Below are 22922 nucleotides of genomic sequence, written 5' to 3'. Positions count from 1 at the left end.
GACCGCATGAACATAAGCCCCCAGCAATTCCGGGCCTATGCGGATGGGGAACTGAGCGGCGAAGAAGCGCGCGCGGTCGAAGAGGCCATTGCCGCAGATCCCGTACTTGCCGCCCGGCTCCAAAAAGTGCGCCGCGCGAAGGGCAAGGTACGGCCTCTTCACCTTTCGACAGCGCGGCGGGCAGGCGAGGATCACGCTGCATTGCGTAAGGGCGCGATTCTGGATTTCAGCGCTGCCAAGGCGCGACGCAAACAGGCGAACGCCACAAGCGAGCCCCGCCGGCCCGGCGCTGCGACAAAGGGCAAAGTCCCGGTTTTCGAGCGCCCCGGCCTTGCGCTCGGCCTGTCATTGGCACTTATCCTGGGGGTCCTGATCGGGAGCAGCCTCGACCTCGACCGCTTTGCCGACACGTCCGGACAAGATACTGTCGGACGAAGTGTGGGCAACATCCGCGATGCAGGCGACAGGCTGCTTGCCACCGGCGCCCTTGCCAGAGCCCTTGAGAGCTCCCCGCGCACATCCCGCCGGGACGAGAGGCTGTTTGCCGTCCTGGCGACCTACAAGAGTGATGATGGCACCTACTGTCGCCGCTTTGCAGGTTTGATCGGCGCGGGTCTCGCCTGCCGGAGGGCAGATGCTTGGAGGCTCATCGCCCTTGATGCTAGTGGGCGCGCCGGCCCGACACAGCCGGGACGGCAACTTGGAGAACCGCTTTCGGCAGAAGCCGAAGCCGAGGTTCTTTCGGCAGGCTGGCCGTGAATGCCACATGCCCGATCCCCTTGAGGGCACAGCCGAGATAAAAGCGAGACCGGCCCCGTAACTCGGCAGCCGGAAACCGGCCTCGCGGCTCGTCCACTCCCCATGGTCGAGGTCCTTGGCCGCGTATCCCAATTTTTTGACATTATAAATCTATTTCAGAATCTTAACGCCAAATTTCACGACCTCCTCACGCTCTGTCTTCGGGCTCTGCTCCATCGCCGAGCCGATCAGGAGCAGCGCCGGACCCTCGCCAAGCGCGGTTCGCGAGGCCAGTGGCAGCAGGTCGAGACGGGTGTGAAAGTGGCGCTCCTCGGACAGGCTTGCGTTCTCGACCAGAGCGACGGGGGTGTCGGCAGGAAGGCCCGCGGCAATCAGCTGCGCCGACAGCGCAGGAGCCGCCGCCTTGCCCATGTAAACCGCCAGTGTCGCCTCGGGATCCGCCAGCCGCTCCCAGTCGAGTTGCAACTCCTCGCCTGCTCGCGCATGGGCGGTTACGAAGGTCAGCTTGCGGGCAAGTCCCCGCAGGGTCAGTGAAGCGCCGATGCCCGCCGCAGCCGCGCTGGCCGCGGTGACGCCCGGGCACACCCGCACCGGCACACCGGCCGCGCGGCACGCGTCCAGTTCCTCAGTAGCCCGCCCGAAGATCGAGGGGTCGCCCCCCTTGAGGCGCACTACGCGCTCGCCCGCCAGCGCCGCCTCGACGATCAGCGCATCGATGCTCTTCTGGTCCTTGGAATGACGCCCCGAACGCTTGCCCACGTAGACAAGGCGCGCGCGCCGGCTTGCCAGCTCAAGGATGCCCGGGCCCACCAGCGCATCATGGAAAATCACGCTGGCCGCGCCGATCAGGCGCTCGGCCTTGCGGGTGAGCAGTTCGGCATCGCCGGGGCCTGCGCCCACGAGCCAGACCGAACCTTCGCAAAAGTCGTCGTAACGGGGGGCAGTCATTCGGCAGGTTCCCTTGGCTGGGTTGCACAGGTTTCGAGAAGGCGCGCGATGGCCGGGCGGCAGGACCCGCAGTTGGTTCCGGCCTGAGTGCACTGCCCCACGGCTTCGACACTGTCCGCACCGTCCGCGCAAGCCGCAGCGATATCGTTGGCGCCGATGCCATGGCACACGCACACGATCGGGCCTCGATCCGGAAGCGGCGTGCTCGGGCGGCCCGCGAGAAGTTCGCAGGCACTTGCGCTGTCGCGTCCCAGTTGGCCCGCCACCCAGGTGCGTGCCGGCAATTGCCCCGCACGGGTGAGATAAATCGCTGCGGCCAGCGTGCCGTCCCCGGCGCGCACGGCCACGCGGCGCATACCTCGAACGGTGTCGGCAACTTCGAGCCGCTCGCCTTCGGGCAGCAAGGCGTCGAGATCGACCGGGCCTTCTCCCGCCAGTTCGTAAAGCCAGCCTTCCGTGATTCGTGCGCGGGCCCAGTAGGCAAGGCCCTCGGGCGCGATGGCATCGCGGCGGACAAGGAACGCCTGCCAGTCAGCCGCAACGGGCTCGAGCGTCGCCGCGCTATTCTTGAAGCCGGGCTGTCCGGACACCGGATCGACCTGCGCGCCCGGCAGGCGGTTGGCCCGCCCTTCCCCGCTCATGGCATCGCTCCAATGCATCGGCACGCAGATTTCGCCAGGGCGTTGCCCCTCGCGCACATCAACGCGAAAGACCGTGCTGCCCTGCCGGGTCACGACCCGCGCGAGCCCGCCAGCGGATACGCCATAGCGCGCTGCATCGCGCGGATGCACTTCGAGCAGGGGCTCGGGCCGGTGCTGCGACAAGGTTGGCGAGAGGCCCGTGCGGGTCATGGTGTGCCACTGGTCACGGTAGCGCACGGTGTTGAGGCGAAGCGGGAACGCTGCATCCTGCATCCGTTCGGGCACCGTGACGCGGACCATCCGCGCCTTGCCGGAGGGTGTCGGATAGCCTGAGGCCAGAGGCCGTGCACCGCCCCACTGGAAGGGTTCAAACACGTCATAGTCGGCGCTGGAGATGTCGCCGAGACGCGTGAGATCGAGGCACTTTCCGCGCGCAACCGCGAGACTTGTCATCCTTGCGTATTCACGGAAAACCGCAGCGGCATCCTTCCAAGCGAACGCCTCGCCCCAGCCCATGGCCGCCGCGACATCGGCGATGATGCGCCAGTCGGCCCGCGTCTCGCCGGGCGCATCGAACAGGCGGCGCTGGCGCGAGATGCAGCGCTCCGAATTGGTCACCGTGCCATTCTTTTCGCCCCAGGCTTCGGCGGGCAGGAGAATATCGGCAAGCCGGGCGGTGTCGGTGTCCGCGATGACATCGGAGAGTACCACCGTCGGGCAGCGCGCAAGTGCCTCGCGCACGAAGGCGCTGTCGGGCATCGAGACCGCCGGATTGGTCGCCATGATCCACAGGAACTTCACCCGGCCATCGTGCACGGCCCGAAACAGGTCCACGGCCTTCAGACCCGGCCCAGAGCACAGGACAGGTGCATTCCAGAAGGCCGCTGCCGCGCGCCGCTCCTCCTCCGAAAAGCCAAGGTGACAGGCCAGCGTGTTGGCAAGTCCGCCCACCTCGCGACCGCCCATCGCATTGGGCTGACCAGTGATGCTGAACGGTCCCGCACCAATCCAGTTGATGCTGCCCATCGCCAGGTGCAGGTTGATGATGGCGTTGCCCTTGTCGGTCCCGCAGACCGACTGGTTCGTTCCTTGCGAGAACAGCGTGACCATACGCGGATGTGCAGCCACGAGCGCGCACAGTTCCTCGAAAATCGCGGGATCGACACCCGGATCGCAGGCAAGATCATCCCAGAAGTCGGGCGCGACCTCAACATGGGCGGACATATAGGCGGCATCGACAAGACCCTGTGCGTGCATGTGGGCGAGCAGCGCATTGAACAGCGCGATGTCGCCATCGGGCGCGATGGGCACGTGCAGGTCAGCCTGTTCGGCGGTCTCGGTACGGCGCGGGTCGATCACCACGATCCGGGTACCCCGGCGCGCACGGGTCCGCTCGATGCGCTGCCAGACGACAGGATGGCACCAGGCCGTGTTGGAGCCGACCAGCAGAATCAGATCAGCCGCGTCCAGGTCCTCATACGAACACGGGACGACGTCCTCGCCGAAGGCGCGGTTGTAGGCCGCGACCGCACTTGCCATGCACAGGCGCGAATTGGTATCGATGTTGCCCGAGCCGACAAAGCCCTTCATCAGCTTGTTGGCGGCGTAGTAGTCCTCGGTCAGAAGCTGGCCCGAGACATAGAAGGCGACGCTGTCCGGGCCATGTTCGGCAATGCAGGCACGCATGCGCTCGGCGACCTGCGCGCTCGCCCTGTCCCAGGACACACGCTCCCCCGCGATCTGGGGGTGAAGCAGCCGCCCCTCGAGCCCGACCGTCTCCCCCAGGTGCGTGCCCTTGGAGCACAGACGCCCGGCGTTGGCAGGGTGGCTGGGATCGCCGGAGACCGAGACTTCGCGGCGGGCACCTTCTGCAACGTCGGCCGTGATGCCGCAGCCGACCCCGCAATAGGCGCATGTCGTGCAGATCGGGCCTGTGTCGCCCATGGCGCTCAGACCTCTGCCTCGGCAGGCGCCGCCTCAGCGCCCCCGCCCAGCACCGCCGCGCGCAGGAGATAGATGCGCCCGGCATCGACCCGGAGCGGGATCGTGGGCACGCAGCCCTCATCATCGCCCAATGCGCGCCCGTCGCGCAGTGAGATGTTCCAGTTGTGCAAGGGGCAGGTCACCACGTCGCCATGGACGATGCCTTGGCTAAGCGGCCCTTTCTTGTGCGGGCAGGCGTTCACGATGGCGAAGAATTCCCCGCGCAGCGTGTGGAAGATCGCCAGTTCCTGCGCGCCTTCTACCGGAAGCGTGCGCGCGGTGCCCGCCTCGATCTGTCCGACCGGGCCAATATCGAGCCAATCGCCAGTCATCATGCCTTCTCCAGCTGGTACGAGGAATCGGAGGGTCGCACCGTTGCCAGGTGCTGGTGCAGATCGGCGCGTTCACCCGCGGCGCGCTTGGCCCAGGGGTCATCCTGCATGAAGCATTGCGAATGGTGGAAGCGGGCGGCGTAGGCGCGCACCGCCTCGGCATCGGCGAGGGCCAGCTTGACGTGCTCCAACCCGACACGTTCGATCCAGGGCGCGGTGCGTTCGAGGTAGCGCGCCTCCTCACGGTAAAGCTGGATGAAGGCGGCGCACATCTCCATCGCCTCCTCTTCGGTGGCCACCTTGCACAACAGATCGGTCGCGCGCACCTTGATGCCGCCATTGCCGCCCACGTGCAGCTCGTAGCCACTGTCGACGCAGACCACGCCGAAATCCTTGATGGTCGCCTCCGCACAGTTGCGCGGGCATCCCGAGACGGCAATCTTGAACTTGTGTGGCATCCAGCTGCCCCAAGTCATGCGCTCGATCTTGACGCCGAGCCCCGTGGAGTCCTGCGTCCCGAACCGGCACCATTCCGAACCGACGCAAGTCTTCACTGTGCGCAGGGATTTGCCATAGGCGTGACCGGAAACCATCCCGGCCGCGTTGAGATCGGCCCAGACCGCGGGCAGGTCCTCCTTCTTGATGCCGAAGATGTCGAGCCGCTGCCCGCCGGTCACCTTGACCATGGGCGCATCGTACTTCTCCACGACATCGGCAATCGCGCGCAGTTCACGCGGGTTGGTGAGCCCGCCCCACATGCGCGGAACGACAGAGTAGGTGCCGTCCTTCTGGATGTTGGCGTGCATGCGCTCGTTGACAAAGCGGCTCTTCTGATCGTCCTCGTAAACGCCGGGGAGCGCGCAGAGCAGATAGTAGTTGAGCGCGGGACGGCACGAGGCGCAGCCATCGGGCGTCGACCAGTGCAGCTCCTGCATGACGTGCGGGATCGAGGTCAACTCCTTCTCGATGATGAGCGCGCGCACATCGTCATGGCTGAAGCTGGTGCACCTGCACATCGTGGCGGGCCCGGTCTCGACCTCGCCGCCCAGCGTCACGGCCAGCAGGCTCTCAACCAGATTGGTGCACGAACCGCACGAGGCCGAAGCCTTGCACCCGGACCGCACCGCGTCGAGCGAATGCGCACCGCCTTCGATGCACGAGACCACCTGGCCCTTGGAAACGCCGTTGCACCCGCAGATCTCGGCATCGTCCGAGAGGGCCGCAACGGCCGCGTTAGGGTCCAGCAGCGCACCTCCCGACGCGAAGGCCTGGCCGAAGATCAGGGCCTCGCGGATCTCCGAGACGTCCTCGCCCTTCTTGAGGAGGTCGAAGTACCACGAGCCATCGGTGGTATCGCCGTAGAGCACCGCACCCACGATCCGGTTGTCCTTGACGATGACCCGCTTGTAGATCCCGCGCGCGGCATCGCGCATGACGATGTCCTCGCAGCCCTCCCCGCCTGAGAAGTCGCCAGCCGAAAACAGGTCGATCCCCGAAACCTTGAGCTTGGTCGAAGTGACCGAGCCTTCGTAGCCGGTCGCCCGATCGGTGACATGGTCGGCAAGCGCACGGCACATGTCCCATAGCGGCGCGACAAGGCCATAGCACAGGCCCCGGTGCTGGACACATTCGCCCACCGACAGAATATTCGGATCGGAGGTGACCATGTGGTCATCGACAAGGATGCCGCGCTCAACCTCGAGGCCGGCCTCCTTGGCAAGCCCCGTCGCGGGACGGATGCCGACTGCCATGACGACGATGTCGGCGGGAATCTCGGTACCATCTTCCAGGCGCACGCCGGCCACGTGCCCGTCCTTGCCGATGATCTCCTGGGTGTTCGCGCCGGTCAGGATGGTCTGGCCGCGCTTTTCCAGTTCGCTGCGCAGCAGGAAGCCCGCTGCCTCGTCGAGCTGGCGCTCCATGAGCGAGGGCATGAGGTGGATCACGCTCACCTGCATGCCGCGCAGGCTGAGACCGTGTGCGGCCTCGAGGCCAAGGAGCCCCCCCCCGATCACGACCGCGCTTCCGCCCTTGTCCGCCGCCGCCAGCATCCGGTCGACGTCATCGAGATCGCGGAAGGTCACGACACCGTCGAGGTCCTTGCCCGGCACGGGGATGATGAACGGGTCCGAACCCGTCGCGATCAGCAGCTTGTCGTAGGGCTCGGTGCGACCCGAAGCGGCGATGACGGTCTGCGTATCGCGATCAATCCGCTCGACCTTGTCGCCCGATACCAGCGTGATGCCGTTATCAATGTACCACGCGGGCGTGTTGATGACGATTTCATCGAAGGTCTTTTCACCTGCGAGAACGGGCGAGAGCATGATGCGGTTGTAGTTCACGCGCGGTTCGGCGCCGAAGATCGTGATCTCGAAGCGTTCGGGCTCACGCGCCAGGATCTCCTCCACCGCGCGGCACCCGGCCATGCCGTTACCGATCACCACGAGCCGTTCGCGCGGCCCTTCGGGAAAGGCATTCCCCTCGAAGTTCACAGGTGCATTCACGTCGGCGTCTCCGTTCGTGACGCGCACGCAAAAAAACCGCCTCGGACCACGCCCCTTGCAGGGATGGTACGGGCGGCTTCGTTGCCACGCGTTGTCAGAAAGTGCGGCGAGGCGCTTACATCGTCCTTCTGCGGACGGCGCATTCTCGCTGATTTCGTTTTTAACTGATTCGCACAGTTCCCGGCAAGTCTGTTTTTGCGCCTGCAGCGAAAAAGGGAAAAGCCACCTCCTCCTCGAAGACGACTTTGCCAAGCGATTACCAGCTCTTGTAGGGCAGGAATTTGCCGCTCATGACGACCTCTACTCGGTCGCCTTTCTCGTGTGCGACACGGTTGATCTGCATATCAAAGTCGATCGCACTCATGATCCCGTCGCCGAACTTCTCCTGGACCAGCTCCTTGAACGCCTCCCCGAAGACGCCGGTGATCTCGTACCAGCGGTAAATGCACGGATCGGTCGGGACGGTCTGAACGAACGTCTTGGTCGGGTACTCGCTCAGCACCACCGCGGCCTCCGCCGGCAGGCCCAGAAAGTCCACCAGCTTCCCCGCAGCTTCGGGCAAAAGGCTGTTCATGCCCAGGCACGCGGAGGTCACGAAGACCTCGCTGAGGCCGACTTCTTCGGCAATCGCGGCCCAGCCGATCCCCTTCTCGCGCTTGGCCGCTCGGATCATGGTGGTGACATCGGACTTGGTCATCATTGGTCTCTCTCCTTTACGTCTCGGGATGGAATGGAGGCAGGACGCCCCGGGAGCTGCCCGCCAAACAGCAACGAGGCGGCCAGCGCCAACGCGAGAAGCACGCTGATTGCCTGCCACGCCCGCTCGGGACGGCGCGCCAGCAACGGCCGCGCGGTGACGGGCCGCAGCGCCGCATTCGGGCGGGAAAGATCGTAGGTGAATTCCGATAGCTCGGCGTAGCGCTGCGCGGGTTCGAGCGCGAGCGCGCAGGCCAGCGCCGCGTCCATCCAGTCGGGCACCTCGGGGTTGATCTCGCTCGCGGGAACATACCGCAGCTTGCGCTGCGCGGCCCGCGTCTCGGCCGCGCTGAGACGCGGGCCATAGGGCAGGCTTCGGGTGAGCAGGAAATAGGCGAGTGCGCCCAGCGACCACAGATCGCTGGCGCGCGTGGGCGCATGACCAAGCCAGATCTCGGGCGCGGTGAACTGCATCGTGCCTGCATAGAGCGCCTCGCCTGCGCGCGGGGCCAGTTCCTCGAGCCCGGCGACAAGCGCGGAGCCAAAGTCGACGATCCGCGCCGTGCCATCGGCATCTACGATGACGTTGGCGGGCCGCAGGTCACAATGCAGGATCTCGCGGCGATGGAGCGCCAGGAGCCCGCGCGCCACCTGCTTGACGAGGCTGCGCACGGCCGCAAGGTCGGTTTCAATCTGCGCGTGGGCCCATTCCTCCAGAGTCTGGCCGGGCAGGTATTCGAACAGCGCATAGGCGTGACGGCGTTTGCTGCTGGCCGGCGGGGAGGATAGCAGGTGGCTGCTTTTCACGCGCCGCGCGACCCATTCCTCCAGCATCAGGCGCTGAAGTTCCTGCGCGTGGCTGGCCTGCTCGGTCGCAGGGGCCTTGAGGACAAGGCGGTGCCCACGCGCATCCTCGCGCACAAGATAGACATGGCTGCGATGGCCGGCGTGGAGCGTGCGCAGCACCTTCAGCCCTTCAAAGCTCTGTCCGGCCATGAGCGGCGGCGCGGGTTGCAGCTCGCGCCCATCCCCGATCACGTCGGCCAGATCGCCGTCGGGCAGAGCCTCCACGCGCAGAACCTGCGCAGTAAGGTTGTCCCCGCTACCTGCCGCGCGGGCCGCTTCCACGAGCGCTTCGGCGGCGCGCTGGGCATCGGGCAGGGCAAGCGCCGCCCGCATGTCCGCATCGCCAAGATGCTCGTGCACGCCATCACTCGTCAGGACGAAGACGTCGCCCGCGGCGATAGCTGTTTGCACGTGGTCGACCTCGACCCGGCGATCGATGCCGAGCGCGCGGGCAAGAAGGCTCTCCCCGCCACCCAGGTTCACCCGGTGCGCCTGCGTCAGGACCCGGCAGGTCCCGTCCGAGAGATGCGCGACCCGGCCATCGCCCACATGGAAGACAAAGGCCGACCGGCCCTTGAGGATGAGCGCGCTGAATGTCGTAACAAGGCCGCGCTCGCGCGCGCTGTCCCCCAGCGCCGGACCCTGCCCGCCGGTGTTGCGGGCAAAGAGCCAGGAATTGATGGCCGCGATGACCCGCTCCGCGCTTGTCGGCACGGACCAGGCCTCGGGCGTCGCCATATAGTCGGTCAGGAAGGAGGACACGGCAAGCTCGGCCGCCTCGCGCCCCCGCGCGCTGGTGCTGATGCCATCGGCCAGCGCCAGCGCGATCCCCTTCGTGGCTAGGCTCGCCCCGTCCTCGGGCACGAACGCATCGCCGAAATCCTGGTTGGCCTCCTTGGCTCCGGCATCGGAGCAATAGCCGAGGCGGACAACAAGCCGCGATCCCATCACGCTCCCTTTCGCAGATGGCAAGGAAGGGGTGGAAGTGGTGGCATGCCAGCACCCACTCTCCCCCTTCGCACTGCCAGGGGACGCTCAGGCAGCGATCTTGACGACCCGCGACGGCGCGGTCTTGCGGTGCGTGCTGAAGAGCATGAGGCCGGTAAAAGTGAGACCGCCCACGACATTGCCCAGCACAACCGGGATCTCGTTCCACACCAGGTAGTCGGCAATGGTGAAGTTGCCGCCCAGCATCAGGCCGGTGGGAAACAGGAACATGTTCACGATTGAATGCTCGAAGACCATGTAGAAGAAGAGCATGATCGGCATCCACATGGCGATGACCTTGCCCGACACGGTGGTCGAGATCTGCGCGCCAACGACGCCGGTCGAGACCATCCAGTTGCACATCACCGCGCGCACGAAGATGGTGAGCCATCCCGCCGCGCCGTAGGCCGCGTAGCCAACCGTGCGGTTCTCGCCGATGACGGCCATCTTGGCGCCCACTTCGGCCGGTTCGGTCGAGAAGCCGTAGGTCCAGTAGATCGCCATCAGGACCGCCGTGGTCAGCGCGCCGGCAAAGTTGCCGGTGAATACGAGGCCCCAGTTGCGCGCGACGCCGCCCCAGGTGCAGCCCGGCCGCTTGTCCCAGACTGCCATCGGGCACAGGACGAACACCCCGGTCAGGAGGTCGTAGCCAAGCAGATAGAGCATGCAGAAGCCGACCGGGAACAGCACCGCGCCCGCCAGCGGCTGCCCCGTCTGGACGTTGATGGTGACCGCAAAGGCCGCCGCTAGCGCCAGGATCGCGCCGGCCATGTAGGCGCGGACCAACGTGTCCTTGGTCGACATCATGATCTTGGACTCGCCCGCGTCGATGAGCTTGGTGACGAATTCAGTTGGTGCAAGATAGGCCATCGGTAACTACTCCCTTTCCCCGCGTGATCAGAACGAAAAGCCGAACTGGACCCAGAACTTCTCGGTGTCGGTGCCGAAGCTGTCGGCCTGGTAGTTGGCGTACTTGACGAGGACCCCGTAACCCGCGACCTTGAAGCCCAGGTTCGCGTCCCACTCGCGCCCGTAGTCGATACCGCCCACATCGCTGTCGAACTGGTGGTAGACGATCATGCCCTTCAGCCCCTTGAGCGGGCCTACATCGCCAAAGCCCTTGGAGACCGCGCCAAAATAGTCGCGCAGGCCCGTCGACGGCGTCGTCAGAAACAGGTCCGCCCAGCCGTTGAAGGCGTGCGCGGTCGCCATCGGCGTCTGGAAGGCAGCGCTGCCACCGTCGCTCCCCAGCTCCTCGTAGCCACCCTTGAGCCCGAAGCCCGCCACCGATACGCCGAGTTCGGCGTCATAGTAGTCCGCAGCGTAATTGATGGGATTGGCACCGTAGTCGCTCTGGCGGGCGTAGCGCAGCTTGATGTCGATCTTCGCCGTACCGCCGAGCGGGATCGCGCCCGCGGCCATAGCACCATAAGTCTGGCTCGACATGGCGAGGCGCTGGTCATAGTCGAGCAGGTAGGCAAAGCCCTTCACCGCCACGCCCTTCACCTTCACGCCGCCGTCCAGCAGCACGAAATCGCCGTCCCAATACTTGTTCGGGCTGTCGGCGCCGAAGATCGAGCGCTGCGAGAGCGAATAGGTGGCATCCACGAGGACCGGACCAAGCGCTCCTTGCGCGCGCACGGCATCGAAAGTCTGCTCGTTTTGCCGCCAGCCCACATTGCCGACAAAGCGCGCATCGTCGTGAATGATACGCTGACGCCCCACGGTGATCGAGCCGATCTTGCCCGAATATCCCACCTGCAGCCGGTTCACTTCCACGTTCTCGGGATCGGCCACGACCGAATACGGCTCGGCGCCCAGGTACCCGTTGTTGCCGGGGATCGTGTCGTTGTAATTGTCGAGGATCGCCAGCGTGCTTTCGGCCTCGGCCAGCGCCGAGAAGCCGTGGGCCTTTACCTCGACACCGCCGCGAAGGCGCAGGGTCAGGGCATCGGCGTCAAGGCCGAGCTGGCCCTGGTCGACATGTTCGTAGCGCAGCATGCCATCGATGATCGGATCGATGGTCACCCCGTCCGCCACGGTGACAGGCGCGCCCGCCTTGGCCAGGGCCGGAGCCGAGAGCGCGAGTGCGGCGGTGCTGGCTGCGAGCGTAACAAAAGTGGAATAGGCGGTCTTCATCGTCGTGTACCTCCGATGGCGCCCCACCCCCACGCGGGCACGCCGTTTGCTTCCAGAAACTGGATCGAAGGCAGACTTCTTTGTCCGCCGCACCAGGCCGGGCGTTCTTCGCGCCTTCGCAGCCTGTTGTCCTGCGCTTCTGATGGCAGGCGCCCTTGCCTGCCCCCCGCCCCTCATGAGCGCGCGCCGGGCCCTGCCCCTTTCGGGCAGGATCGCATCATCGTCCGGACATTCCCCCGGACACAGGGTATGCTGGCCGCGCGGTGCGGCCCGTTCAGTCAGGCCGCCTTGGAGGCCGGACCGTGGTCATATTCGGCCAGGAAGTGCAGAACCTCCTGCCAGTACTGGTAGAACTTCGGATCCTCGAGCAGCGCCTTGCGGTCGCGCGGGCGCGGGAGGTCCACCTTGAGGACCTTGCCAATGGTCGCGCGCGGGCCATTGGTCATCATCACCACGCGGTCGGCAAGGAGGATCGCCTCGTCGACATCGTGGGTGACCATGATCGCAGTGACCTTGGTGCGGTTCCAGGTCTCGACCAGCACGTCCTGCAGATCCCAGCGGGTCAAGCTGTCGAGCATGCCGAAGGGTTCATCGAGCAGCAGAAGGCGCGGCGAGAGCGCAAAGGCGCGCGCGATGCCCACGCGCTGGCGCATCCCGTTCGACATTTCCGCCGCCATCTTGTCCATGGCATCGCCCAGCCCCACCCGTTCCAGGTAGTAGTCAACGATATCCGCCCGCTCGGCCTTGCTTGCGTGCGGATAGACCCGTTCGACGCCCAGTGAGACGTTCTGGCGCGCGGTCAGCCAGGGCATCAGGCTCGGCGCCTGGAATACCACCGCCTTGTCCGGTCCCGCCCCAGAAATCTCGCGGTTGTCGAGGACGATGCCTCCGCTGCTGATCGCGTTGAGTCCGGCTGCCATGGTGAGCACAGTCGACTTGCCGCAACCCGAGTGGCCGATGAGCGAGATGAATTCGCCCTTCTCCATCAGGAGGTTGAAGTCCTCCACCACGGTCAGCGGCCCCCTGGGCGTGGGATAAACCTTGTTGAGTTTAAAGAACTCGAGGTAGCGCTGCTCGACCGCCGACTGTCCCGCCTCGACACAAGCCTTGGGCAGCTGCGGCCCGTTCTTTACAGAGAGGTCGAGGGGGGTCACCTCTGGCAGCGCAACGCTCGCCTCGCCCACGCTCGATCCCGCTTCGTTGAGATGGCCCAGATAGCCTACGATCTCGCGCCGCAGGGACTGGAAATGGACATCGTCATTGACCACCTCCCGCTCGCGCGGGCGTGGTACGTCAACGATAAAGACCTTGCCGATCCGCGCAGCCGGTGCGGGCGTCAGCACAGCCACCCGGTCGGCCAGCAGGAGCGCCTCATCCACGTCGTTGGTGACAAGGATGATGGTGCGCTTCTCCTCTTTGCGGATGCGCTCGATCTCGTCCTGGAGCTTGGCGCGGGTCAGCGCGTCGAGCGCGGAGAGCGGCTCGTCCAGGAGCAGGATCTCGGGCTCCATCGCAAGCGCCCGGGCGACCGAGACGCGCTGGCGCATGCCGCCCGAAAGCTGCCCCGGCTTGCGGTCCATCGCATGGCCCAGCCCGACGAGCTCGACCTTCTGGCGCACCAGCGCGGCACGCTCGGCGCGCGAACGGTCCTTGTGCACGGCATCGACCGCCAGGGCGACGTTCTTCTCCACCGTCAGCCAGGGGAAGAGCGAGTAGGACTGGAACACCAGCCCCCGGTCCTTGCCCGGCCCGTCCACCGGACGACCGTGCAAGAGAATCTGCCCGGCGTCAGGCTCCACCAGCCCGGCGATGGTGGAAATCAACGTGGTCTTGCCTGCCCCCGAGAAGCCCAGAATGGCGATGAATTCGCCTTCCTCAACATCGAGGTCGATGCCATCGAGCACCCGCGTCACGTCGCCGGTCTGGCCGGTGTAGGCCTTGGTCACACCCTGGAGCGAGAGGATCGTACCCATGTCATTGGTCCCTTACGGTAAGTGCAGGAAGTGTGGCGCGAAGGGCCGCGATCAGACCGCGTGGTTGCGGCTCACGAGGTTCTGCAAGGTCATCATCAGGCGGTCGAGCAGAAAGCCGATGAGGCCGATGACGATCACCGCGAACATGATGCGAGCAAGGCTCTGGGAGGACCCGTTCTGGAACTCGTCCCAGACGAACTTGCCCAGCCCCGGGTTCTGCGCGAGCATTTCCGCCGCGATCAGCACCATCCAGCCCACGCCCAGCGAAAGGCGCATACCGGTGAAGATATAGGGAAGCGAGGACGGCAGCACGAGCTTGGTCAGCTTCTGGAAGGTGCCGAGCTTGAGCACGCGCCCCACGTTCAGAAGGTCCTTGTCAATCGACGCGGTGCCGACGGCGGTGTTGATGAGCGTGGGCCAAAGCGAGCACAGCGTCACTACAACCGCTGAGATCACGAAGCTCTTGGCCAGCATCGGGTCCGCGCTCGTGACCGTCGCCGAGACGACCATTGTCACGATCGGCAGCCAGGCGAGCGGGCTGACCGGCTTCATGATCTGGATCAGCGGGTTGATCGCGGCGTTGAAGAGCGGTGAGAGACCGGCGGCCAGACCGATTGGTACGGCCACGACCGTTGCGAGAATGAAGCCGAGCGCCACCGTTTCCAGCGAAGTCACGACTTGGTTGAGGAAGGTCGGCGGGCCGGCGTAGTCAAAAGCCATGGCCTGTGTTCCGGCCGCGATGCGCGCATCCTGCGCTGCGTAGAACTCGGCCGCGGCTTCGTTCGATGCCTGCCACTCGCCGTAGAGCGCGGCGCCCTGCTCGGCCACTTCCAGCGGCCCCGGCAGCGCGCCGAGCGAGGTATCCACCATCGGCGCCAGCGCGGCCCACAATCCCAGGAAGGCAAGGATGCCGATAACCGGCGCCAGGATTACCTTGGTGTTCTTGGCAAGCAAAGCCTGGACCTTCCCGGGCTGCGCCGCGATTGGCTCGGGCGCCGCGGAGGACGCGGCCGCGGCCGGCTCGGCCGGGACGGACGGTTGCGTGGCCATGAAAGCCTCCTTGCTCGTGCTATCGGCGCTCGCCCCCGGGAGAGGCGCACGTGGTGCATAGACTGTTGCCATCGTTCTTCTCCTTGGAGCGGACGCTATCGATCAGCTTCCGGTCACGCCCGAAGCGGACACCTTTTGGCCCTTCTGGAGGCCGATCTTGAACTTGGCGAGGTAGGCGTTGGGCTGCTTGCCATCGTAGGTAATACCATCGATGAAGCCGTCCTGCTCACCCCGGAACCCATCCGTTTCGGGCACATCGTCGGCGGAAATCGTGCCCTTCTCGACGAGCTGGTTGGCCGCAGCGAGATAAAGATCCGGACGATAGACTGCCTTGGCCTGGTCGAAGTACCACTGGTCGTCATGGTCGGCGGGAATCTGGCCCCAGCGGCGCATCTGGGTCAGGTACCAGATCGCGTCCGAGTAATAGGGATAGCCCGCGTAGTTAACGAAGAAGATGTTGAAACCGGGCGCATCGCGCGTGTCGTCCGCCTCGTAAGTGAACTTGCCGGTCATCGAGGCCGCGATCACCGCCTCGTCAGCGCCCACATAATTGGGCTGAGAGAGGATCTTCACCGCCTCCTTGCGGTTCGCGCCGCCATCGGCATCGAGCCACTCCTGGGCGCGGATGATCGCGCGCAGCATGGCCGAGGTGGTGCCGGGATACTTCTCGGCGAAATCCTTTCGGATCGAGAAGACCTTTTCCGGGTTGTTGTGCCAGATCTGGTCGTCGGTGACGATGGGCACGCCGATCTTCTTCTGCACCGCGGCCTGGTTCCAGGGCTCGCCCACGCAGTAGCCCTCGATAGTGCCGGCTTCGAGCGTCGCGGGCATCTGCGGGGGCGGCGTCACTGAAAGCTGGACGTCGGCCGAGGTGGTGCCCTTGATGTCGCCCGGCGTGTAGAAACCAGGGTTGAGACCACCCGCGGCGAGCCAGTAGCGCAGCTCGTAATTATGCGTCGAAACCGGGAAGACCATGCCCATGTTGAAGGGCTTGCCCTGCTGCTTGAAGCTGGTGATGACGGGCTTCAAGACCGAGGCCGAGATCGGGTGGACGGGCTTGCCGTCGGCGCTGCGCTGCAGATCGCCCTTCACCATGTCCCAGACCTTGTTCGAGACGGTGATCGCATTGCCATTGAGATCGAGGCTGAGCGGCGCAATCAGGTGGGCCTTGGTGCCATAACCAATGGTCGCGGCAAGCGGCTGACCGGCGAGCATATGCGCACCGTCAAGCTGGCCGCCGATCACGCCATCAAGCAGGACCTTCCAGTTGGCCTGGGGCTCGAGCGTTACATTGAGCCCTTCCTCGGCGAAAAAGCCCTTTTCCTTGGCGATCGCCAGAGGGGCCATGTCGGTCAGCTTGATGAAGCCGAGCTTGAGCACGGGCTTTTCCACCGCGCCGCCTGCCGATGCGGCCGCGACACCCGGCTGCGCGCTCGTCTCGTCCTTGCTCCCCCCGCATCCGGCCAAGGCCGCGCTGGCGAGGAGTGCCCCCACTACCATGCGGCGCGAAAAACCGGATTGCCCAAACTTCGTCATCGAACCGACCCCCAATTCCAAAACCCAAACGCAAAAAACCGCCACGACGAAAGTCCCAAATGGACCACGACGAGGCGGCTACGGTGCCACGAATTTAAGAAAGTTCAGACCAGCTATACTAAGCACCCATCCTTGGGGGCCCACCGGACTGTTCGCTTAATTTAGTAAGCGATTCGCATGGCAAGCGGCAAGCTCTTTTTGCACTGCACATCGAAATTGCCTGTCAGAAGAGCTGCGCCAGGTACTCTTCGATACGCTGTGGATCAAACACCTTCCCGTCAAAAAAAGCGTTGGACTCAAGGACCATGTTGCCCTGCTGCGTCCCTACCACAGTGGGCGTGACGATGCTGCCTTCGACCTTTGAACTGGCCCCCGGCAGCGGCTCGTTCGTGCCCAGCAGTGCGGCGCGATAGATGTCGGGACGGAATACGCGCGCCGCCTTGTCGGCATCCGCGCGGTCGAACGCCAGGCCGTCCCAGCGCACCATCTGCGAATAGAGCCACTCGGCCTGGCTGACCCAGGGAAAGTTCGCCGCCTCCCGGTACTGGAACATGAAATCAGGATAGTGGATCATCGTCCCGCCCCGCGCGATCAGGATCTGATCGGCAATGGCCCGTCGAATGAGTTCGGGCGAGCCGTCCAGATACTCCGGCCGGGCCAGGATAGCGGCGTTGTGCTCCCAGTTGATCGGGTCCACGAAATGCGCGGCGGCCCGGCACAGGGCGCGGATAAGGCGCAGCACCGCGTCGCGCTTTTCCTCCAGCACCGGTTCGCGCAGGGCCAGCACCTTCTCCACTCCGCGCCGCCAGATCTGCGAGGTGGATAGGACGATTTCGCCCACGCCCTTTTCCACCGCAACGCTGTTCCAGGGTTCGCCCACGCAAATGCCGTCGACTTCGCCCAGTTCAAGCGCTTCGGCGCAGAACGGCGGGGCCACCGTGGAGATGTCGACGTCCTTGTCCGCCCGGATCCCACACGAAGCGAGCCAGTAGCGCAGCATGTAGTTGTGGCTGGAATAACGATGGACGACGCCGAAGGTCAGCGGCTTGCCCGCCGCCGCCCGCTCCAGCGCGACCTCGCGCAGCGCGGCGCCCACTTTGACCGGATCGCCCAGCCCTTTCTCGTCCCCGCGGACGCGCCGTGCGAGCGTGGGGGTAAGCGTGATCGCATTGCCATTGAGACCCAGCACGAAAGGCGCGGCCAGCGGCTGTGCGGGACGCCCGCGCCCCAGCGTTGCGGCAATCGCCAGCGGGGCGATCATGTGCGCAGCATCGCTGTGCCCGTAGAGCAGTCGGTCGAGCACGGTCGCCCAGCTCAGGTCCTTGACCAGGCTGAGCGAAATCCCCTCGTCCTCGGCAAAACCATGCTCGAGCGCCAGGATTGGCAGGCAGGCATCCACCAGCGGCAGGAAGCCGATTGTCAGTTGCGTATTCACCTCAAGACACCTCTTGTCGGTCCCAGCCGATCATGTCCCGCTCATCAGTTCGTGGGCGGTGACGACGGCTTCGGCAATGTTAACGATGCGCTTGCCTTGGTCCATCGCGGTCTTGCGCAGTTCGGCATAGGCCTTGGGTTCGGGCAGGCCCTTGCTCTGCATCAGTATCCGCTTGGCCTTGTCGACCAGTTCGCGCTCGGCGAGCTTGCCGCGCGCTTCGGCAAGATCGCTTTGCAGCCGGGCAAAGGCGTTGAAGCGCGTGATCGCAAGATCGAGAATGGGCCGGATGCGTCCCGCCGCAAGTCCATCGACCACGTAGGACGAAACCCCGGCCTCGACAGAGGCGACGATGGCCTCGTCGTCGGCCTCGTCCACGAACATGGCAATGGGCCGGGCCAGCGCGCGGCTCACCGCGAAATACTCCTCAAGCATATCGCGCGAGGGATTTCCGAGGTCCATCAACACGATATCGGGATCGATCTCAGACATACGCGCGAGCATGCCACGCCGCTCGGTGATCACGACAAGGTCGCAATCGGCAAGCTCGGACAGGCCTTCTTCAATGATGGAGGCGCGCGCGGCGCTCTCATCGACAATCGCGATACGCATGCCACTTTACTGCACTGCACCATAGCCCAGATGCAATGGCTAATTGGGCCGGTTCCGAACCTTTAATCGGCTTCTCACCCTTAGCCCGCGATTCCGGCGCGGCTCTTCATAAGAGGTTGAATCCGCGTCCCGAAACCATCCACGCCGGTCAGGAAGTCATCGAATGTGAGGAGCACACCGCCCGTTCCGGGGACCTCGCTCATCTCGTCGAGCATACGTGCCACGTTTTCATAGCTGCCTACCAGCGTGCCCATGTTGATGTTCACCGCCCCCTCGGGCGCGGCAAGCTGGCGCACGTTGGTGTCGGTGTTGACCGTATCCTTTGCGCCCTGGTCCGCGAGCCACGAGATCGCATCGATATCGACCCCATCGTTGTAAAGCTTCCACTTCGCCATGGCCTCTTCATCGGTCTCGGCCGCGATCACCATGACAAGAACGAACATCGAGACATCGCGGCCAGTCGCGGCAGTGAACATGGCAAGGCGCTCGTTGTTGAAGGCAAAGGCCTTGGGCGTATTCACGCCCTTCCCGAGGCAGAAGGCGTAGTCCGCCCATTTCGCCGAAAAGGCGAGCCCTGCATCGGAAGAACCGGCACAGATGATCTTCATGTCCGCGCCCGGCTTCGGGCGCACCAGGCAATCGTCCATGGTGTAATAGTCGCCCTTGAAATCACTGCGCCCGGTGTTCCACAGGTCGCGCAGCACATGGGCATATTCGTCGAGCACGTCGTAACGGTTGCGGAAGTGTTCATCACCCGGCCACAGGCCCATCTGCGTGTACTCAGGGGGCTGCCAGCCGGTGACCAGGTTCAACCCGAAGCGGCCGTGGCTGATCGAATCGATGGTGACGCCCATGCGCGCGGCAAAAGCGGGCGGCAGGATCAACGTGGGCGCCGTCGCGTAGAGCTTGATCTTCTCGGTCACCGAGGCAAGTCCCGCCATGAGCGTGAAGCTCTCCAGCCCATACTCCCAGAACTCGGTCTTGCCGCCAAAACCGCGCAGCTTGATCATCGAGAGCAGGAAATCGAGCCCGTGCGCCTCGGCCATGAGCGCGATCTCTTTGTTAAGATCGAAGCTCGGCTTGTACTGCGGCGCCGTCTCGGAAATCAGCCAGCCGTTGTTGTTGATGGGGATGAAGACACCGACCTGCATGGGACGCTAACTCCTGAGATAGTCGAGCACATAGCGGTTGAAGAGCGCGGCGTCGGTCACGTTGCAGGCGTGCCCGCCCCAGGCAAAGCTATCGACCTTTGCGTGCGGCACGAAGCCGGCAAGATCGAGCGCGGTGACGTAAGGCACCAGAAAATCGTCGCGCGTGGCAATGACCAGCAGGCTGGAAAGCGCGGCAAGGCCCGCCGGATCGGGGCTGTAGGCCTGAACCGCCTCGATCCGCTGAACCATGGCTTCGACACCCGGAAAATTTGCCGCATGGTGGGCCACTTCGGCGGACAGCTGGGCTTCGTGGGAGGCAATCCAGTCCGGCGGATAGAGGAACAGCGGCTGTGCCTCCAAAAACGCCTCCACACCCGCGCCGTACAGCAGGGCCAGCCGTGCGGCGAAACAGCGGCGGGTATGGGGCGACAAGGTCCGCCAGCCGTTGACCACGACCAGCCGCCCGATCCGGTCGGTGCGGATTGCGGTTTCGATCCCGATTGCGCCGCCCAGCGCATGACCGATGAAATGCGCCTTGGGGATCTCCAGCGCGTCCATCAGGGCAATGACATCGCTAGCCATGTCCTCGACACCAAGCGCGGGAAGCGGCGTGCGGTCGCTGCGCCCCGTGCCGCGGTGGTCGTAGGTAATGACGCGGTGGTCCTGCGCCAGCGCCGCAATATTGGGGAGCCAATAGGCACCGCTGCCACCAAGACCGCTTGAAAGGATCAGCGGCGGCGCCCCGGCGCGGCCATGCTCCTCGAACCAGAGCCCGCCCGTTTCAGGCAAGGTGTGCGACCGAGGCGATCTCGACAAGGAGCTCCGGCTTCACCAAGTCAGCCCGGATACAGTAGCGCGCCGGCTTGTCGTCCGGGAAGTATTCGGCATAGACCGCGTTGAAAGCGGCATAGTCATCGAGGTCCTTGAGGAAGATGTGGTTCATGGCGATGTCCGCCATGGTGCCCCCGGCAGCCTCTAGCGTCACCTTGATGACCTCCAGAATGTGCCGGGTCTGGCCTGCCGCATCGCCGATGTGGAGCACCGTGCCCCCTTCCCCCAGCGCCAGCACGCCCGAGACGTAGACCGTGTTTCCCGCTTTCGCTCCTGCTGAGTAGGGGGCGATGGGCGCGGGGAACTGCGGCGGATTGATCGGCTCGAACGGCATCTGTCTTATCCCTCTCTGGTCTCGCGGACTGGCAGGCCCTCCGGGTCAGTCCGCAGGCGGCAACTGCCCCACGGCGGTTCGAAAATCGGCGAGCGAGCTTACCCAGCCAAAGAACTTCTCGATGTTGTAGAGGCTGGCCTCCCGGATGAAATCGGGGCCGAGGTGATGGACGGCATCCTCCAGCACCACACCGAAGTATTCGAGGTGGAACCCGTCGCGCAGGGTCGATTCCACACAGACATTGGTGGCGATGCCGGTGAAAATGAGCGTGCGGATGCCGCGCGCGCGCAGGATCGTGTCGAGCTGCGAATTGAAGAAGGCCGAATAGCGCGGCTTGTGGACGCGTATGTCGCCCTTCTTCGGCGTCAGCGCCTCGACAAGCTCATAGTCCCAGCCGCCGCGTGCAAGGAACCTGCCGGCAAGTTCAGGCCGCGCGCGCATGGTCTTCAAGGCATTGGACTTGTGGTAGTTGGGCGATTGCGGCGTGCCCGCCTCCACATAGTCCGCATCCCAGCCGTTCTGCAGGAAGATGACCGGCATGCCAGCCCCGCGAGCCACGTCGAGCACCTCGGCAATGTGGCCGATCACACCGGCGGCAGGACCTACATCGAAACCCGCCTCGTCGACATAGCCGCCTTTGGAGGCGTAGGCGTTCTGCATGTCGATGACGATGACCACGCTAGTCGAGGCATCGATGCGCAGCGCTTCGGGGCGGGCAGGCAGCACGACCGAGGGGCTGGAACGCTGCGGGGCGGGATCTACGATCGGTTCGCTCACCCAAGTCAGTATTGAGCAAAGCCGCCTTGCGATCAAGCACATAGATGACTGCCCAAAGATGCGCGCAAGAAGAGGGGAAATTTTCCGGTCCAGCGCGGCATCGCCTCCGTTGAGCGCTCCCGAAAATTCAAAGCGGAACAAAGGCCGACTTGGCGACTTGCTTTGAGCACAAATCTACCCATTCCCCCGAAGGTTGCACAAGTGCCGCGCCGACAAGGCCAAGCGCCCCCTTCGCATAACAAAGGACTTGTCTCGTGAAATACGCCCCCATCCTTGCCCTCGCGACGCTTTCGATGGCGCTCGGCGCCTGTGCCTCGGACCGCTACGGCCGCGGCGGCTACGGCTACAATGATCGTTACGGCTCCTCGCGCGGCTATCGCCTGGGCGACAACGACCGCATCTATCGCGCGCGCGACGGGCACTACTACTGCAAACGCAAGGACGGCACCGAAGGCGCGATCATCGGCGGTCTGGCTGGCGGCGTTCTGGGCAACCTCATTGCGCCTGACGGCTCCAAAACGCTCGGGACGCTGCTGGGCGCGGGTGGCGGCGCGCTGGCGGGCCGCGAGATCAGCCGCGACGATATCCAGTGCCGCTGATGCGCGCACGCAAGCGCTGACATCAGTCCGCTGGTGACACGATCAGGGCCGCTTCGGTGCGATGCCGGGGCGGCCTTGCTGTATGGCGTGCCCCCCATTCCCAAGCGTGGGCGCCGTGACGGTAAATGCACAAACCGGGAGAGCCCTTGATGATAACCGTCCACCACCTAAACAACTCACGCTCGCAGCGGGTGATCTGGATGCTGGAGGAACTGGGCCTCCCTTATGAGATCCGGCGCTACGAGCGCAACGCCAGGACGATGCTCGCGCCCCCGGAACTGCGCCGCGTGCATCCGTTGGGCAAGTCGCCGATGATCGAGCACGAAGGTCGCACGCTGATCGAGAGCGCGGCGATCTGCGAATACCTGGTCGAGGTCGCCGGAGGGCGCATGGGCGCGCCCGCTGGCCTGGAGGACAAGCTGCGCTACCGCCAGTACCTGCACTATGCCGAAGCCTCGATGATGGTCCCGCTTCTCCTGAAGCTCATCATCGGGCGCATCCCGATCATGGGGAAGATGGCAGCGAAGAAGATTCAGCCGATGATCAAGCTGCATCTGGACTTCGTGGAAAGCGAGCTGGTCGCCCGCCCCTGGTTCGCCGGCGACGAGCTGACGGCGGCCGACGTCATGATGAGCTTTCCATTGGAAGCTGCCCGCGTGCTGGCGGGCCTTGATGCGCAGAGCCACCCGCACATCAGCCAATGGCTCGACACCCTCCATGCCCGCCCAGCCTACCAGCGCGCGCTGGAGGCCGGGGGAACTTACGATTACGCCTGAGCCGTCGCGCGCGCCA

20 protein-coding genes are annotated in these 22922 nt (G+C 64.8%); 3 read left to right on the top strand and 17 right to left on the bottom strand.

Annotation, left to right across the window (positions count from 1 at the left end):
- Positions 1-6 precede the first annotated feature (6 nt).
- On the top strand, positions 7-759 hold the full coding sequence (locus FMM79_RS11620; RefSeq protein ID WP_148627641.1) for an anti-sigma factor: 753 nt from the start codon (positions 7-9) through the stop codon (positions 757-759).
- Between the two features lie 150 nt (positions 760-909).
- On the opposite strand, the gene cobA is transcribed toward FMM79_RS11620, so the two are convergent.
- The 17 genes from cobA to rutB all read right to left on the bottom strand — a co-directional run bounded on the left by cobA (position 910) and on the right by rutB (position 21573).
- Positions 910-1707, bottom strand: coding sequence for a uroporphyrinogen-III C-methyltransferase (gene cobA / locus FMM79_RS11615; protein ID WP_148627640.1), 798 nt, complete (start codon positions 1705-1707; stop codon positions 910-912).
- Positions 1704-4292: a nitrate reductase gene (locus FMM79_RS11610; RefSeq protein ID WP_148627639.1), complete on the bottom strand. Its 2589-nt coding sequence runs from the start codon at positions 4290-4292 to the stop codon at positions 1704-1706. Before FMM79_RS11610 ends, cobA begins: the two co-directional genes overlap by 4 nt.
- Positions 4293-4297: 5 nt before the next feature.
- Positions 4298-4663 (bottom strand): nitrite reductase small subunit NirD, encoded by a 366-nt coding sequence (gene nirD / locus FMM79_RS11605; RefSeq protein WP_148627656.1) that lies wholly within the window; start codon positions 4661-4663, stop codon positions 4298-4300.
- Positions 4663-7167 carry a nitrite reductase large subunit NirB gene (gene nirB, locus FMM79_RS11600; protein ID WP_148627655.1) on the bottom strand — a complete coding sequence of 835 codons (2505 nt, stop codon included), beginning with the start codon at positions 7165-7167 and terminating at the stop codon, positions 4663-4665. Before nirB ends, nirD begins: the two co-directional genes overlap by 1 nt.
- Before the next feature lie 256 nt (positions 7168-7423).
- Positions 7424-7867 (bottom strand): cyanase, encoded by a 444-nt coding sequence (gene cynS, locus FMM79_RS11595; RefSeq protein WP_205466630.1) that lies wholly within the window; start codon positions 7865-7867, stop codon positions 7424-7426.
- Positions 7864-9657, bottom strand: coding sequence for a bifunctional protein-serine/threonine kinase/phosphatase (locus FMM79_RS11590; RefSeq protein WP_148627638.1), 1794 nt, complete (start codon positions 9655-9657; stop codon positions 7864-7866). The genes cynS and FMM79_RS11590 overlap by 4 nt, the downstream gene beginning before the upstream one ends.
- A gap of 87 nt (positions 9658-9744) precedes the next feature.
- Positions 9745-10566, bottom strand: a complete 822-nt coding sequence (locus FMM79_RS11585) for a formate/nitrite transporter family protein (RefSeq protein ID WP_039388003.1) — start codon at positions 10564-10566, stop codon at positions 9745-9747.
- 27 nt (positions 10567-10593) lie between these two features.
- Positions 10594-11835: an alginate export family protein gene (locus tag FMM79_RS11580; RefSeq protein ID WP_148627637.1), complete on the bottom strand. Its 1242-nt coding sequence runs from the start codon at positions 11833-11835 to the stop codon at positions 10594-10596.
- 278 nt (positions 11836-12113) lie between these two features.
- On the bottom strand, positions 12114-13808 hold the full coding sequence (locus tag FMM79_RS11575) for an ABC transporter ATP-binding protein (RefSeq protein ID WP_148627636.1): 1695 nt from the start codon (positions 13806-13808) through the stop codon (positions 12114-12116).
- Positions 13809-13859: 51 nt separating this feature from the next.
- On the bottom strand, positions 13860-14858 hold the full coding sequence (locus FMM79_RS11570; RefSeq protein ID WP_148627635.1) for an ABC transporter permease: 999 nt from the start codon (positions 14856-14858) through the stop codon (positions 13860-13862).
- Between the two features lie 102 nt (positions 14859-14960).
- Positions 14961-16394, bottom strand: a complete 1434-nt coding sequence (locus FMM79_RS11565; RefSeq protein ID WP_205466628.1) for a CmpA/NrtA family ABC transporter substrate-binding protein — start codon at positions 16392-16394, stop codon at positions 14961-14963.
- Between the two features lie 223 nt (positions 16395-16617).
- Positions 16618-17829 carry a CmpA/NrtA family ABC transporter substrate-binding protein gene (locus tag FMM79_RS11560; protein ID WP_148627634.1) on the bottom strand — a complete coding sequence of 404 codons (1212 nt, stop codon included), beginning with the start codon at positions 17827-17829 and terminating at the stop codon, positions 16618-16620.
- A gap of 30 nt (positions 17830-17859) precedes the next feature.
- A complete protein-coding gene (locus tag FMM79_RS11555) occupies positions 17860-18438 on the bottom strand; it encodes an ANTAR domain-containing response regulator (RefSeq protein WP_148627633.1) in 579 nt (192 codons plus the stop codon).
- An 80-nt stretch (positions 18439-18518) separates the two neighbouring features.
- Positions 18519-19589 (bottom strand): pyrimidine utilization protein A, encoded by a 1071-nt coding sequence (gene rutA, locus FMM79_RS11550; protein ID WP_148627632.1) that lies wholly within the window; start codon positions 19587-19589, stop codon positions 18519-18521.
- A 6-nt stretch (positions 19590-19595) separates the two neighbouring features.
- Positions 19596-20378, bottom strand: a complete 783-nt coding sequence (gene rutD, locus FMM79_RS11545; RefSeq protein WP_148627631.1) for a pyrimidine utilization protein D — start codon at positions 20376-20378, stop codon at positions 19596-19598.
- A complete protein-coding gene (gene rutC, locus FMM79_RS11540) occupies positions 20371-20754 on the bottom strand; it encodes a pyrimidine utilization protein C (RefSeq protein ID WP_148627630.1) in 384 nt (127 codons plus the stop codon). Before rutC ends, rutD begins: the two co-directional genes overlap by 8 nt.
- A gap of 45 nt (positions 20755-20799) precedes the next feature.
- Positions 20800-21573: a pyrimidine utilization protein B gene (gene rutB / locus FMM79_RS11535; RefSeq protein WP_148627629.1), complete on the bottom strand. Its 774-nt coding sequence runs from the start codon at positions 21571-21573 to the stop codon at positions 20800-20802.
- A gap of 212 nt (positions 21574-21785) precedes the next feature.
- On the opposite strand from rutB, the gene FMM79_RS11530 reads away from it, so the two are divergent.
- Together FMM79_RS11530 and FMM79_RS11525 are read left to right on the top strand one after the other, a co-directional pair.
- Positions 21786-22130, top strand: a complete 345-nt coding sequence (locus tag FMM79_RS11530; protein ID WP_371710903.1) for a glycine zipper 2TM domain-containing protein — start codon at positions 21786-21788, stop codon at positions 22128-22130.
- 149 nt (positions 22131-22279) lie between these two features.
- The gene (locus FMM79_RS11525; protein ID WP_148627651.1) at positions 22280-22906 is read left to right on the top strand and encodes a glutathione S-transferase family protein; all 627 of its coding nucleotides are present in this window, start codon (positions 22280-22282) and stop codon (positions 22904-22906) included.
- Positions 22907-22922 lie beyond the last annotated feature (16 nt).

The sequence above is a fragment of the Novosphingobium sp. BW1 genome (genome assembly GCF_008107685.1).
In the GTDB taxonomy this organism is placed as follows: domain Bacteria; phylum Pseudomonadota; class Alphaproteobacteria; order Sphingomonadales; family Sphingomonadaceae; genus Novosphingobium.
This window is presented reverse-complemented; position numbering and strand designations above follow the sequence as displayed.